This window comes from Pedobacter sp. Leaf132 (assembly GCF_920984695.1).
Taxonomy (GTDB): Bacteria; Bacteroidota; Bacteroidia; order Sphingobacteriales; family Sphingobacteriaceae; genus Pedobacter.
Window position 1 is genome coordinate 197371 of the sequence record NZ_CAKLBO010000002.1, and the last position, 13856, is coordinate 211226.

Sequence of the window (13856 nt, forward strand, 5' to 3'; positions counted from 1 at the left end):
GACGACCGACTTAAATCATTAAATTCCAAGCTTATCTCCATTATTATGGGAATCCTAAAATCCTGGTCTATTTTTTCTTCGCCACAGCTTTTTTAGCTGCTGGAGCTTTCTTTTTCGCCGGTGCTTTTTTCTTGGTTTCAAAAGCATTTGGAACTTGCTCCACAATCATTTTCTTAATCACTTCCAAATCAACATCGGCTAATTCTTCAGGAGTATATTTTTGCTTAGTAGCTTCGTTATTTCGCAATTTCAACATTAATTTACCGAAGCGGATGAATGGTCCCCAACGACCATTTTCAATTGAAATCTTCTCCGCATCCCAAACTTTTATGAAACGATTAGCTTCTTTTTCTACTTTTTTACTAATCAATGCATCAATATCGTCTTGCGTTAAATTATCAAAATCATAACCTTTAGCAGGGATATTAATAAATAAATCGTTCCACTTGATAAATGGCCCAAAACGACCTTTACCTTTGGTAACGCCTAAACCTTCGTAATAAGCAATTGGCGCATCAGCATCCATTTTCTCCTGGATAATCTGAACAGCTCTTTCGTAGTTAACAGAAAGCGGCTCTTCATTTTTAGGAAGTGAAATAAAAGCTTCTCCCCATTTAACATAGGGTCCAAATCTTCCAACGCCAACTAAAACCTCTTTTCCTTCAAAATCTGGTAATGAAAAAGGAAGTTTAAACAGTTCAAGTGCATCATCTAAAGTAATTGTTGCAACAGATTGATTGCGCATTAAACTTGCATAACGTGGTTTTTCCTCCTCATCTAGCTCACCAATTTGAACCAACGGACCAAATTTGCCAACCTTTGTATAAACGTTTTTGCCGCTGGCAGGGTCTATACCTAACAATCGCTCACCAGTAGCACGTTCAGCTGTTTCTAAAGTGGTTTCAACTTCTGTGTGGAACGGGTTATAAAAGGAGTGCAACATTTTGGTCCACTCTTGTAAACCTTGTGCAATTTCATCAAATTCTTTCTCAACTTTTGCGGTGAAATTAAAGTCTACAATTCCCTTGAAGTGTTCAACCAGGAAATCATTTACCACCTCGCCAATATCAGTAGGGAAGAGTTTTGATTTCTCTGCACCCGTAATCTCTGATTTTGTATTTTTTGTTACTTTACCATCAGCCAAAACAATTGCAGTAAAGTTTCTTTGCTTGCCATCTCTATCTTCTTTAACCACATAACCACGATTTTGTACCGTAGAAATTGTTGGTGCGTAAGTAGATGGACGACCGATGCCTAATTCTTCCAGTTTTTTAACTAAACTGGCCTCTGTATATCTAGCCGGCGGACGAGAGTAACGCTCTGTTGCCTGCATTTCATTTAAAAATAATTCTTGTCCTTTGGCTAGTGGTGGTAAAATTGAACCACCTTCTTTTTCTTCAGCTTCTTCATCATCTGTTGATTCCAAATAAACTTTTAAGAAGCCATCAAATTTTAATACTTCACCTTCGGCAACTAAATGTTCTTTTCTGGTTGATGCTGTAATTTGAGCGGTAGTTTTTTCAAATAAAGCTTCACTCATTTGCGATGCAATTGAACGTTTCCAGATCAATTCGTATAAACGTTTTTCAGAGATATCACCATCAACCGTATGTCGGTCAAAATACGTCGGGCGGATGGCTTCGTGAGCTTCCTGTGCACCTGCCGATTTTGTTTTGTAAACTCTTGGTTGATGATATTTATCGCCATAAGCTGATTTGATCTCAGCAGCGGCAGCGTTAACAGCAGTTTCAGATAAGTTTACCGAATCCGTTCTCATGTAGGTTATCTTACCCGCCTCATACAGGCGTTGCGCTACCTGCATGGTCCTTGCTACTGAGAATCCTAATTTTCGTGAGGCTTCCTGTTGCAAAGTGGATGTTGTAAATGGAGCAGCTGGATTACGTTTTGCTGGTTTAGTTTCTAAACTTGTAATGTCAAATTTCGCCGAAGCACAATCTTGCAAATATTGCTCAGCATCAGCTTCGCTTTCAAAACGTTGCGGCAATTCTGCTTTAACCAGCTCTTTTCCTTTCCCTGTAGAAAACTGTGCCGTTATTTTAAAGGCGGCTGCCGCATTAAAGTTTTGAACTTCTCTTTCTCTATCAACAATTAAACGTACAGCAACAGATTGTACACGGCCTGCAGATAAGGATGGCTTAACCTTTTTCCATAAAACAGGAGAAAGTTCGAAGCCTACTAATCTATCTAAAACGCGGCGTGCTTGCTGTGCATTAACTAAGTTGTAATCAATACTTCTCGGACTATCAATTGCTTTTAAAATTGCCGGTTTAGTAATTTCATGAAAAACAATACGTTTAGTTTTCTCTTCTTTTAAACCTAATGTTTCAAATAAATGCCATGAAATTGCTTCTCCTTCGCGGTCCTCATCGGATGCTAGCCATACCATTTCGGCATCCTTAGCAAGTTTTTTTAGTTCGGCAACCAAAGCTTTTTTATCGGCCGGAACTTCATATTTCTGGGCAAAATCATTTTCGATATCAATAGCCATATCGCCTTTGGCTAAATCACGAATGTGGCCATAGCTAGATTTTACTAGAAAATCTTTACCTAAATAGCCTTCAATGGTTTTAGCTTTAGCGGGTGACTCAACGATTAATAAATTTTTGGCCATGAAATACGTTTTTGTGCAAATAAAGCTATAATAAACCTATAAAACCAAACATGTGCTTAATTTTATACAACTTTTTTATGAATTTAGGAATATAAAATCCAGCTTTTGTGTGAAATAATTAAATTTTGCATGTTATAATACAGCCTAATCTTTTGACATTTCAATAGCTACATGAGCTATAATTGAAGCACTTTAATCAATGCTTTGAAAATAAAATCTGTATTTTTGCAATCCATTAATAATAGCATAGCTTGAAGTATCCAAATTTTAAAGACCTTATTCTTTTCGAAGACAACGATTTTATCGTAATTAACAAACCGCCTTTTTTAGCTTCGCTAGATGAGCGAGGTGGCTCTGGTGAAACTAATGTATTGCGTTTAGCGAAACAATATAGCGATGATGCACAGGTTTGTCACCGTTTGGATAAGGAAACTTCTGGTGCTTTAATTATTGCTAAAAATCCTGAAGGTTATCGTCATGCTTCCATGCAGTTTGAGCGTAGAAAAGTAAATAAAACTTATCATGCTGTAGTAGATGGTCATGTTATTTTTGATGATTTAACCGTTGATTTGCCAATTTTAAATGATGGCAATAAAAACGTAACTATTGATAGGGCGGAAGGAAAAAGAGCAGAAACTATTTTTAACTCTTTAAAATACTATAAACATTATACTTTGGTTGAATGTAAACCAATTACAGGTAGAATGCACCAGATTCGTATCCATTTGGCAACTCAACGTGCTGCAATTGTTGGCGATGATATGTACAAAGGTAAACCTGTCTTTTTATCATCAATTAAGCGTGGCTATAAACTAACCAAAGGCGAAGAAGAACAGCCTATTATGAAACGTTTTGCGCTACATGCAAAACATTTGGTTTTTAAAGGATTGGATGATAAAGATATTGTTATAGATGCGCCATATCCGAAAGATTTTGCTACTTTAATTAAGCTTTTGGATAAGTTTGATGCTTAATGGCTGGGTTTAGAATTGCCTAACCCTTCAGTTTTTCTTACATTTGGAAGGTTCGCTCTCTGTTAAACCTCAATAGAATGTATATCCGATTTGTAAATTACGTAGATAAGATTAACCAATACCGAAAATCAAAGATATCAAACCGTAATTTCCTCGTTATTCTTGCTGTTATTGTTGGCATTTTGGCCGGGCTAGCTGCTGCTGCTTTAAAAAGTTTAACGCATCATATAGAAGAGTTTCTTCAATCAGATTGGCATTGGAAATATAAATATTATCTGTACTTCATTTTTCCGATGTTTGGTATATTCTTTACCGTTTTGTACATCAAATATTTTATTCGTAAAAGTAAGTTTGAAACTGGTTTAACGCCATTGCTTTATGCAATTTCAAAAAAATCAAGCAGGGTAGAACCCCACAATATCTATTCACAAATTATAACCGCGGCAATTACCGTTGGTTTTGGAGGTTCTACAGGTTTGGAAGCGCCAATTGTAACCAGTGGCTCCGCTATTGGTTCAAACCTAGGGCGGTTTTTAGGTTTATCTTATCGTGAAATCACTATGCTTGTGGCTTGCGGTGCAGCCGCAGGTATTGCAGGAGCTTTTAATAGTCCGGTTGCCGGTATTGTATTTGCCATAGAAATTTTATTGCCAGAATTTACCATACCTGCATTTATTCCACTTTTACTATCAGCCGCTACAGCAGCAGTAGTTGCCCGGATTTTTTATACACAACAATTATTTTTTCTGGTAACAGAAGGCTGGCAAATCAATGCTTTAGGTTATTACATATTACTTGCTGGTTGTATCGGTTTATTTTCCATCTATTTTACAAAAGCAAATTACGCAGTAAAAGGGTTGTTTTATAAAATTAAGCATCCCTATGCAAAGGTAGTTGTTGGTGGTTTAATGCTTGGTTTTTTAGTGTTTCTCTTTCCAACGCTTTATGGTGAAGGTTACATTACCATGAAAAATTTGCTAAGAGGCGATTATCTGGCCGTAATCAATAACAGTATTTTTGAAGACTATAACAGCATTCCGGCAATGGTTGTGCTGTTTACGGTGGTCACAATTTTTATGAAATCGCTGGCTACGCTGATTACTTTAGGTGCTGGAGGTAATGGAGGAACTTTTGCACCAAGTTTAATTATGGGTGGCTTAATCGGGTTTATTTTTGCTTACACCGTTAACCTTTTGGGTTTAGCTCAATTAAATGTTCCAAATTTTATTGTTGCAGGCATGGCAGCTGCTTTGGGTTCGATAATGCATGCACCGCTAACTGGTATTTTTTTAATTGCAGAGATAACAGGTGGATATATTTTGATGGTTCCTTTAATGATAACTACGGCAATATCTTATGCAATTAATCGTAGTTCGCAGAAGCATTCTATTTATACAAAGGTACTTGCCGATAAAGGTGAGTTATTATCTCATGAAGACAAAGACTCAACAGTATTAAATCAAATGAAGCTGAAATATTTGATTGAGAAAACCTATCCTCAATTGTACATGGAAGATTTAATTGCTCTAAAAATGACTGAGATAGTTAATTCACGTAAGAATATTTGCTCCGTTACCGATGAAATAGGAGATTTTAAAGGCATTATTTATATTGAAGAATTGTTCGGCGAAATGGTTAGTAATCCTGATAAGGAAAATTTAAAAGCTACAAATCTGGTTCATGCTGCACCAAATACCATTATGGAGCATGATGATTTAAAAGATGTTTTGAGAAAGATGGAAGCAGACAATGTTTGGATTTTACCGGTAGTTGATGAAAACAATATTTATAAAGGGTTTGTATCTAAAACCGCGATATTTAATAAGTATAGGGCATTGTTAATGAGGCAGAATGATTATATGGGTTAAACCTTTTGAATAACGTCATTCTGAGCATGTCGAAGAACTTTTAGAGATTGCGTTTCAACGAGTTCAAGGTAACAAGTTTGCATAAAAAGAAAAAGGTATATCGAGTTAACTCAATATACCTTTTTTCTATATTAAAAAAAGATTACTCTGTTCTCTTCAAGCCAAATTTTTCTATTTTACTGTATAAATGACTTCTTTGAATATCAATTTCATCAGCGGTTTTTGAAACATTCCAGTTGTTTTTTTCCAGCTTAAATTTGATAAATTCTTTCTCTGCGTGGTCTTTATAGTCTTGAAAATTATTAAAACTATCAAATGACGAAGACATACCTGAAGCACCTGAAGGATTTGCAATCTGTGCACTGGTTGCAGCTCCAATATTGGTTCCACCACCCGGATTTGCGAAAGCACGAACATCATTCTCAGTAATAACCTTATCACTCAAAATAATCAAACGCTCTATCATGTTGTGAAGCTCACGAACGTTACCAGTCCAAGGCAGGGCTTGCAAAGCAGCCATTCCACCTTCATTAATTCCCTTAACCGGCATGCCGTAATCGCTACAAATGTTTTCTAAAAAGTTTTGTGCAATTACCGGAATATCATCTATTCTTTCTGTTAAATGTGGTACGTGAATATTAATTACATTCAATCGGTGGTACAAATCCATACGGAAATTACCATCTTCAATCTCTTTTAATAAATCTTTATTGGTTGCGGCTAAAACACGAACATTTACATCAATTTCCTTTTCGCCACCAACTCGAGATATTTTGTGTTCTTGTAAAGCTCTTAAAACTTTTGCTTGCGCAGAAAGGCTCATGTCGCCAATTTCATCTAAAAACAGCGTTCCGCCGTTTGCCAACTCAAATTTACCAATGCGCTGTTTGACGGCCGAAGTAAATGAGCCTTTTTCGTGTCCGAATAATTCGCTTTCAATTAATTCTGATGGAATTGCCGCACAATTTACTTCAACAAGAGGGCTATCGGCACGGTTCGATTTTTCGTGTAACCAACGGGCAACTAGTTCTTTACCGCTACCATTTGCGCCAGTAATTAAAACTCGGGCTTCGGTAGGTGCAACACGTTCTATGGTTTCTTTAATTTTAGAGATGCTTTCAGATTCACCTAAAATTTCACGTGTTTTACTTACTTTACGTTTTAAAACTTTTGTTTCGGTAACTAAAGTACCGCGGTCTAAACCATTACGTACAGTAATTAATAAACGATTTAAATCTGGTGGTTTTGAAATAAAATCGAAAGCTCCTTTTTTACTTGCCTCAATAGCGGTTTCTACCGTACCGTGACCAGAAATCATAATAAAAGGCAAATCTGGTTTGATAAGTTGCGCTTGCTCAAGCACTTCCATACCGTCCATTTTATTCATTTTGATATCGCAAAGTACAAGGTCGAAATTCCCTTTTTTTATCATTTCGAGTCCGTCGATACCATTATCAATGTCTTCAACATCGTAATTTTCGTACTCTAAGATTTCGCGTAAGGTACTCCTTATCGCCCGCTCATCATCAATAATTAATAGTTTGGCCATTCAGTTTTGTTTATTCTAATTCAGCTACGAATATATTATTTTTTAGTTAATGTATAGTTTTTTATACATAGTTATGGCTATAAACGAGAAATTGATAAAAAGGTTTTATTTTTTATTTGGAAAATAAAGTACAGAAAATCCATCATGTAGTTTATTCTCTCTTGATAAAACGTTTGTAATTTATTTGGAAAACAATGGATATAATTCCATCGGATTATTCAGTCCTGCTGTACATTTTATCCCGAGAAATTCGGGATGCCATTTCCATCAGGTTTATTTAACGAAATTTTGTGCAAGAAACTTAATTTGAATTGCCTAATTCTACATTAAACCGTCATTTCGAACGAAGCTAGAAATCTTTGAATACGTATTTCTTGGTCCAAAGATTTCTCTATTCCGCTGCGCTCCAATTGAAATGACGGAGGACCAATAATTTCCGTGGCAAACGGAAAATGGAATTTCCAGTTAACTAGAGCACTGGGTAGGTTTTAAATTCGACGTTACAGGTTTTTGTTTAATAAGCCTGATTGAAATGAAAATACTTTTTGTTGCTTAAATTAAGAAGATTGCCACGTTGTTTTTCCTAGCCTGCCTAACGCAGGCAATGACGACCAGATCGCATTAAAAAGAATGCAAAAAGATTGTAATGAAAAGCAGGGCTGAGGTGACCCACGAAGTACTGTTTTGCCTTTCCAAAAAATAAAAAATGCAGGTCTGTAAGCCGGGTTCTGTTTTCTAATTGCTTAGAACTTCTATCATTAATCCACTGTAAATGTTGCCATTTACCTCTAACGACCTACCCACTAACATCGGACGGGCAGCCCTACGTGCGTTAGCCTATTTGGTCTTTCAACTCTCGGGGTTTACAAACACTGCAGTCGCCTGCAATGCTCGTGCGCTCTTACCGCACGTTTTCACCCTTTCCCAATTTGCATTGGGTGGTATATTTTCTGTTGCACTAATCCGTAATCCAGGTTTTCATTCCTGAATCCCTTTCCGTTAGAAAGCGAGATGCCCTATGTTGCCCGGACTTTCCTCTCTCCCGATAAATCGGGACAGCGATAGAACAACCTGCATTTTGCGCAAAGATGGATTATTTTAACCATAAAGACAGCAAAACATCAGAAGTTTTTATGCTTATTTACAGTTTTGTAACTGTGTAGAAACCTTTGAATAAGGAACAAAACCTTGATTATTACCAAATGAATTGGTAACATAAACCATAACCTGAGCTACATCAATATCTGCTAATTCAGGGAAACCTGGCATTTTTTCATTGTATTCTTTTCCATGAATGACAATTTTTTCGCTTATTCCATTCTTAATCATGCAAGCTAAATTGTCTTTATTGTTTTTCAAAAAAACAGAATCGGTTAGTGGAGGTGCAAGCTGACCTAAACCTTCGCCGTTTTCGCCATGGCAGTTTTGACATTTGGCTTTGTAAATATCTTTTCCGTTCGACATATAATTTTGCAAATCAATAGTTTCTTGATTTTGGCAAGAAACGATGATGGCGACAATTGAGCAGAAAAAAATAGAATTGATGATGTATTTGCGCATTTATGTTTTATTAATATTGCCACGGAACCACTGAAAGCACAGAAAATAAAATTCCGTATTAATCTCTCCCTACCGTAGGCTAGAGTGTTTCCGTGGCTTAGAATCTATTTTTTATATTCTGCCAATAAAACCGGAATATCTTTTTTAAGTTGAGCAACCTGGTCTTCTTTTGTGCCATCATAAGCACCACGAATTCTTCGGTCTTTATCAACCAAAACTAAATAGCCCTGATGAATGTAACCATCTTTAGCAGTGCTATCTTCGCCAACAGCTACCAAATAGTTTTTTTCTGCAAGGGTGTACACGCTATCTTTACTTCCATACAGAAATTGCCATTTATTAACATCAACTCCAAGTTTTTGGGCATATTTTTTCAATACTGATGGTTTGTCGTATTTAAAATCTATGGTATGAGATACAAACATCACATCCGGATTGCTTTTAAATTCATTATAAACCGTCATTAAATTGCGGTGCATGGTTGGGCAGATGGTTGTACAAGAGGTGAAAAAGAAATCTGTAACGTAGATTTTTCCATCCGTTAACTTATTTGTTGTTAAAACGCTGTCTTGGTTTAAAAATGCCCAATTTGGGATGGTTTGATAGACGGTGTCTATCTTTTCTATACCAGCTGCATCTCTAACGGTTTCGGCATGGCGCTCGCCATAAATTGGCAATTTTTTTTCTTGCTGACAAGATGAAAGTATAGCTGTTGATAGCATGAAAATGGCTATCGAAAAAATAATTTTATTCATGATTTTATTTTAAAATGTAAATATACGCCTCTAGTTTGGGAAAGCCTTCACCCTGTGAACGTTTGTGGTAATTTTAGTTTTTCTGCAAGTCCCTCTCCAGAAGAGAGGGAAATACAGAACAGTAGTTTTATACATTGTATTTAAAATATTGCCCGTTACCCTCTACTGGGCTTGGCAGCATTCTGTTTTCTTTAAGTCTCCCTAAAAGAGTGCGGGAAATAAAAAACAGCGGTTTTACACATAGCATTTAAAATATTGCCCGTTAAAACACTCTAAACTGGATTTGGCAGAATTATGTTTTTTTTTAAGTCTCCCCCAAAAAGTGAGGGGAACGTAGAACGGTTTTTATTGCTAGGGTTTAAAATACTGCCTGTTAAAACCCTCTCTTCTGGAGAGGGCGGACTAACATTAGCCAAACTTCAAACATTCATAGGGAGAGGCTTTTAATGCTTATGTTGTTTCATTTGCATCTTAGTAGCTGGCAATATATTATAAATTTTAAGCACCGAATCTGATTCTTTCGTAACCTTAATGTAGCTATCTTCAACACCACGAATCTTAATCATTTGCGATTGGTAATATGCTAAATCTTCCTGCTCGTTTTTTCCTTTAAAATCATCTTTAAAGAAATGCATCCAATCCATCATGTTTTCATCGGCTTTATTCAGCTTTGTAATTAGGTTACTCATTTTAATTGTATCTGCTGATGATTTAGCCTCTAATTTAACTAATAGTGTATCCAATTTCATTCTGTTTTTGATAACTTTTTCGCCGTCAACCATCAACTTATCATGGATATTTAAAACTTCTTTACGTATTGCTTTTGAATCTGCCTCTGTTTTACAGGCACTAAAAATTAATATCAGCGTTGAAAAAATTAATGTTATTTTATTTTTCATTTTATTAAAAATTATAAGTTAAACCAATATAAATTTTGCCGGCACTCATTGGGTGGTCGGTTTCTGCTTCCCAAATATTTTTCTGGATGCCAGCATTAAGTGCTATATTTTTGTAGAATATATCTGCACCAACACCACCCATTAAATTATTCATAACATGTTCTCCGGTTTTACCACCGTTGTACTTCTCTCCGCCAGAATATTCATAAAAAAACTGAGCAGAAGGCATCAACTGCACATCTTTGCCAATTCGTTGAGTGTAAAAAATATTTAAAAAACTTGTTGTACTGTTTGCAATTCCTTCATCGCGTTTATTGGTTCCGTTTGCTTTGTATGATGTATTTAAACTTGCGCCGAATTTACCTAAACCAACCATATAGTTAAGGTAAACAAAGCCATCAGTGCTTCCTGTTCCAGCTTGTTGTAATGAAGAATAGCGAATACCAGCAGTATTTTTGAAATCATTTTTCCCTGTCGGGAGTTTAATTCCTGCACCTGCCACAAGCTGTTGTCTAAAATTATCATCTAATTTTTGCACAATGTGATATCCTGCATACAAATTTACATCGCCAACACCACCAACGGTAGAGGTATTGCTGTTGTAACGTTCGCTGTTAGAAACATAAGGCAGAATTACATTTATTTCAATTTTGCTGTTAATGAAATATTTACCTCTGATTTCAAGCGAACGATACAATTCATAGTCTTCTGCATTACCCGCATGACCTGTTATTGGGTGGGGTTGACTATTTGATGGAATAAAGAAATTTCCTCCATTTGGGAATAAGGAGTGTGATTGACCGTTGTAGCCGTTAAAAGAACGGTAACGGTAAAGTAGGCTTATGCTATTTCGATTAAAATATGGTGTTATGCCCATAAAACACCCGCAAATATCACAGGCAAAAACATTGCTGCTTAATAATATAAAAGTGATAACTAATAATTTACGATTCGCTATATAATTTATTTTTGATAAACTCATTGTCGGTTAATGTTTTTAAAAATGCTTTGATTTGTGTTCTTTCTGAACTGCTTAATGATATGCCATTTCTTAGAGAAGAATCTAAATTCTCTGATGCTTTAACGCCTGAATTATAGTGTTCTAAAACTTCATCCAGATTATAGAATCGCCCATCGTGCATGTACGGACCAGTGTACTCAATGTTTCGTAGGCTTGGTACTCTAAATTTTCCAAAATCGCTTTGTACACCCGATATGTGCGATCGCCCTTCATCTGTACTTACCAAATCCAAACCATTACTTCGGTAAGAAAAATCTGAAAAAAAAGGTTCAGCATGACATGAAGCACATTTCTCTTTAAATAAATTGTAGCCAAGCTGTTCATCTGAAGTAAAAGAAATTCCACTTTCTTTTCGCATTACTTTATCGTATTTAGAATTTCCTGAAACAAGAACACCCATAAATTGAGTAATTGATTTTAATACTGTTTGAGAATTTATTTCTGACGAACCAAAAGCCCGTTTAAACATTTCAGGATATGGCGCTGTATTTTTTAAGAACTTTACAACGGTTTCTATATCTGTTTTCATTTCGCAAACGTCCGTAAGCGCATTTAATGGTGATGTTTCCAGGTTTTTTACGCCGCCATCCCAAAAAAAGGCCTGCTGCCAAGCTAAATTAAAAAGGGGAGGAGCATTGCGTTTTCCCTGGCAATTATCTACACCATGACTAACGCTATGATCGAGGTTTGCAAAGGCAGCAAATTGCTGATGGCAGCTACCGCACGAAACACTTTTATCAGCCGATAAACGAGCTTCGTAGAAAAGCTTTTTACCCAATGCAAAACCAGCATTTGTTAGTTTATTGTTTTCGAAGTTGTATGCCGGTTTTGGAAAATTTGATGGAATTGCAAAAGTGACATTTTCTTCATCTGGTGTAATCTCATCCTCGTTTTTGCTACAAGCATACATCAACGCAATGCTTAAGAAAAGCATTGCGAAGACGATTAGTTTTCTCCACATATTAATTGTGGATATGATCTAAACGGAATAGTCCTTTTGCATAATTATTGGCTACGAGCACCGAATTAGCACCGCCCATCGTAAAATTTAAATTAGTAAAACTTACATCGGTTGTACCTGTAAATAAAGATGCTGCATTTACAATAAAATGCATATTTGGTTTAGCATCAGTTCTTATTCTCAGCGGATTTGCAGCATTAATTTCGGCTGAAAATGTTCGGATGGTATTGTTCGGATCCAAAACGCCTCCAATATGAAAAGTTAGGGCATTATTGGTGGCTGTAGATTGTGGCGAAGTTCCTTCGAGTTTTACGAAGATGTAGCCACTATTCCATGTCCAGAACATACCATTTATTGGGTCGAGAGCGCCCGTTTGAGCACCTGCAAAGTTTCGGGCGTAATCTACACCAATTGTATATTCAATTTTGGTATAATCGCCGATTGGTACATCGTTAATCGTTAGTAATTTTGACGCGGATTTAGATTCATCAACCAGAAAGTAACTCTCTGGGATTAAATAGGAAGTTCCATCAGCTTTGCTTAATTTAATATTGCTTACGTAATATTTGAACACGTTGATTTTGTAATCTTCGCCTTTGGCATTTTTATATGTTGATGTGTTTAGCGCTAATGAAGCACCATTAACCTGGTGTTCGAATTCCAATGTAAAACTAGATTTTGTATCTGCTGAGATTATATCTCCATCTTTTTTGCATGATGTTAAAAGTATAATAGGGCATAACAATGCCAATAAGTATTGTGATAATTTCATTTTTTTGAAAATTGGATAAGTGAATTTTTAGTCTTCTGTTATTCTGAATGCAATGAAGAATCTCTAGCCTTTTAGGGGAAATTAACATTACAGCGGAAAACAGAATAGTGGTTTTTAGCAATGATGTTTACTTTGTAACTGCTTCGCTGTAATACCGTTGACGTTTTTTACCTCTTGTCGTCATTGCGAGGCACGAAGCAATCTATTTGTTATGAGATTACTTCGTACCTCGCAATGACGACCGTCTTAGAAATGTTATCTATTTCGATTTTTATGAAATAAAATAACCTTCAGCATAACAAATAGCCAAAACAATCAATAGCAAAGCCATTAATAAAAAAAATACTTAAACCGTTTTCGGTGGATGAAAAATTGAAATAGAAAGGTCTTTGATAGGTTTTTCTAAATAACCACTTTCTGATTTTATAATGAAGTATGGGATTTGATGGTTAACGCTTAGCTGTTTGAATTTAGCCTCAGATTCAATTACTCTTTTTAAGTTATCTTGAGTTTGTTTGTTTTTACCATCTAAATCTTTCAATTTTTTGGCTAAGAAACATTGTCCGTCGCAATGTAATTCTGGGTGCGCATTATTAATACAAAATACTGAAGTGATGTATTCCTTATTCATTTTGTAACCTGAATACACAATTAATTGCATGTAACAATTAGAAATTGTACAGATTACTAAAAGAAATATTAGGGCTCGCTTTAACATTTGTATTTCGCTGCAAATGTACAAACGAAATCGAGGATGGCAAACTTAAAAGAGAAATTTGAATTCTTTTGTTAACCGTTGATTAAAGTCAACGACAATGAATACAAAACATGATTTAAAAAGAAAATATTTAGAAAGCATCTGCTA

11 protein-coding genes and 1 other RNA gene are annotated in these 13856 nt (G+C 35.9%); 2 read left to right on the forward strand and 10 right to left on the reverse strand.

Annotation, left to right across the window (positions count from 1 at the left end; all coding sequences use genetic code 11):
* Positions 1 to 67: 67 nt before the first annotated feature.
* Positions 68 to 2632 carry a type I DNA topoisomerase gene (gene topA / locus LUA86_RS04620; RefSeq protein WP_231459423.1) on the reverse strand — a complete coding sequence of 855 codons (2565 nt, stop codon included), beginning with the start codon at positions 2630 to 2632 and terminating at the stop codon, positions 68 to 70.
* A 251-nt stretch (positions 2633 to 2883) separates the two neighbouring features.
* On the opposite strand from topA, the gene LUA86_RS04625 reads away from it, so the two are divergent.
* Positions 2884 to 3606 carry an RluA family pseudouridine synthase gene (locus LUA86_RS04625; protein ID WP_231459424.1) on the forward strand — a complete coding sequence of 241 codons (723 nt, stop codon included), beginning with the start codon at positions 2884 to 2886 and terminating at the stop codon, positions 3604 to 3606.
* Positions 3607 to 3683: 77 nt separating this feature from the next.
* Positions 3684 to 5474: a chloride channel protein gene (locus tag LUA86_RS04630; RefSeq protein ID WP_231459425.1), complete on the forward strand. Its 1791-nt coding sequence runs from the start codon at positions 3684 to 3686 to the stop codon at positions 5472 to 5474.
* 142 nt (positions 5475 to 5616) lie between these two features.
* Here LUA86_RS04630 and LUA86_RS04635 read toward each other — a convergent pair whose 3' ends face one another.
* The 9 genes from LUA86_RS04635 to LUA86_RS04675 form a co-directional block, all read right to left on the reverse strand.
* Positions 5617 to 7023, reverse strand: a complete 1407-nt coding sequence (locus LUA86_RS04635) for a sigma-54 dependent transcriptional regulator (RefSeq protein ID WP_231459426.1) — start codon at positions 7021 to 7023, stop codon at positions 5617 to 5619.
* A 701-nt stretch (positions 7024 to 7724) separates the two neighbouring features.
* Positions 7725 to 8101: RNase P RNA component class A (gene rnpB / locus LUA86_RS04640), an RNA gene on the reverse strand.
* 59 nt (positions 8102 to 8160) lie between these two features.
* Entirely contained in the window at positions 8161 to 8583 is a 423-nt protein-coding gene (locus LUA86_RS04645) for a cytochrome c (protein ID WP_231459427.1), read from the reverse strand.
* 104 nt (positions 8584 to 8687) lie between these two features.
* Positions 8688 to 9338, reverse strand: coding sequence for an SCO family protein (locus LUA86_RS04650; protein ID WP_231459428.1), 651 nt, complete (start codon positions 9336 to 9338; stop codon positions 8688 to 8690).
* A gap of 443 nt (positions 9339 to 9781) precedes the next feature.
* Entirely contained in the window at positions 9782 to 10237 is a 456-nt protein-coding gene (locus tag LUA86_RS04655; RefSeq protein ID WP_231459429.1) for a hypothetical protein, read from the reverse strand.
* 4 nt (positions 10238 to 10241) lie between these two features.
* Positions 10242 to 11219, reverse strand: a complete 978-nt coding sequence (locus tag LUA86_RS04660; RefSeq protein WP_231459430.1) for a transporter — start codon at positions 11217 to 11219, stop codon at positions 10242 to 10244.
* Complete coding sequence (locus LUA86_RS04665; protein ID WP_231459431.1) at positions 11182 to 12219, reverse strand: cytochrome-c peroxidase; 1038 nt, start codon at positions 12217 to 12219, stop codon at positions 11182 to 11184. The genes LUA86_RS04660 and LUA86_RS04665 overlap by 38 nt, the downstream gene beginning before the upstream one ends.
* A 1-nt stretch (position 12220) precedes the next feature.
* The gene (locus LUA86_RS04670) at positions 12221 to 12991 is read right to left on the reverse strand and encodes an MbnP family protein (RefSeq protein WP_231459432.1); all 771 of its coding nucleotides are present in this window, start codon (positions 12989 to 12991) and stop codon (positions 12221 to 12223) included.
* Positions 12992 to 13337: 346 nt separating this feature from the next.
* Positions 13338 to 13622 carry a hypothetical protein gene (locus tag LUA86_RS04675; RefSeq protein ID WP_231459433.1) on the reverse strand — a complete coding sequence of 95 codons (285 nt, stop codon included), beginning with the start codon at positions 13620 to 13622 and terminating at the stop codon, positions 13338 to 13340.
* Between the last annotated feature and the right edge of the window lie 234 nt (positions 13623 to 13856).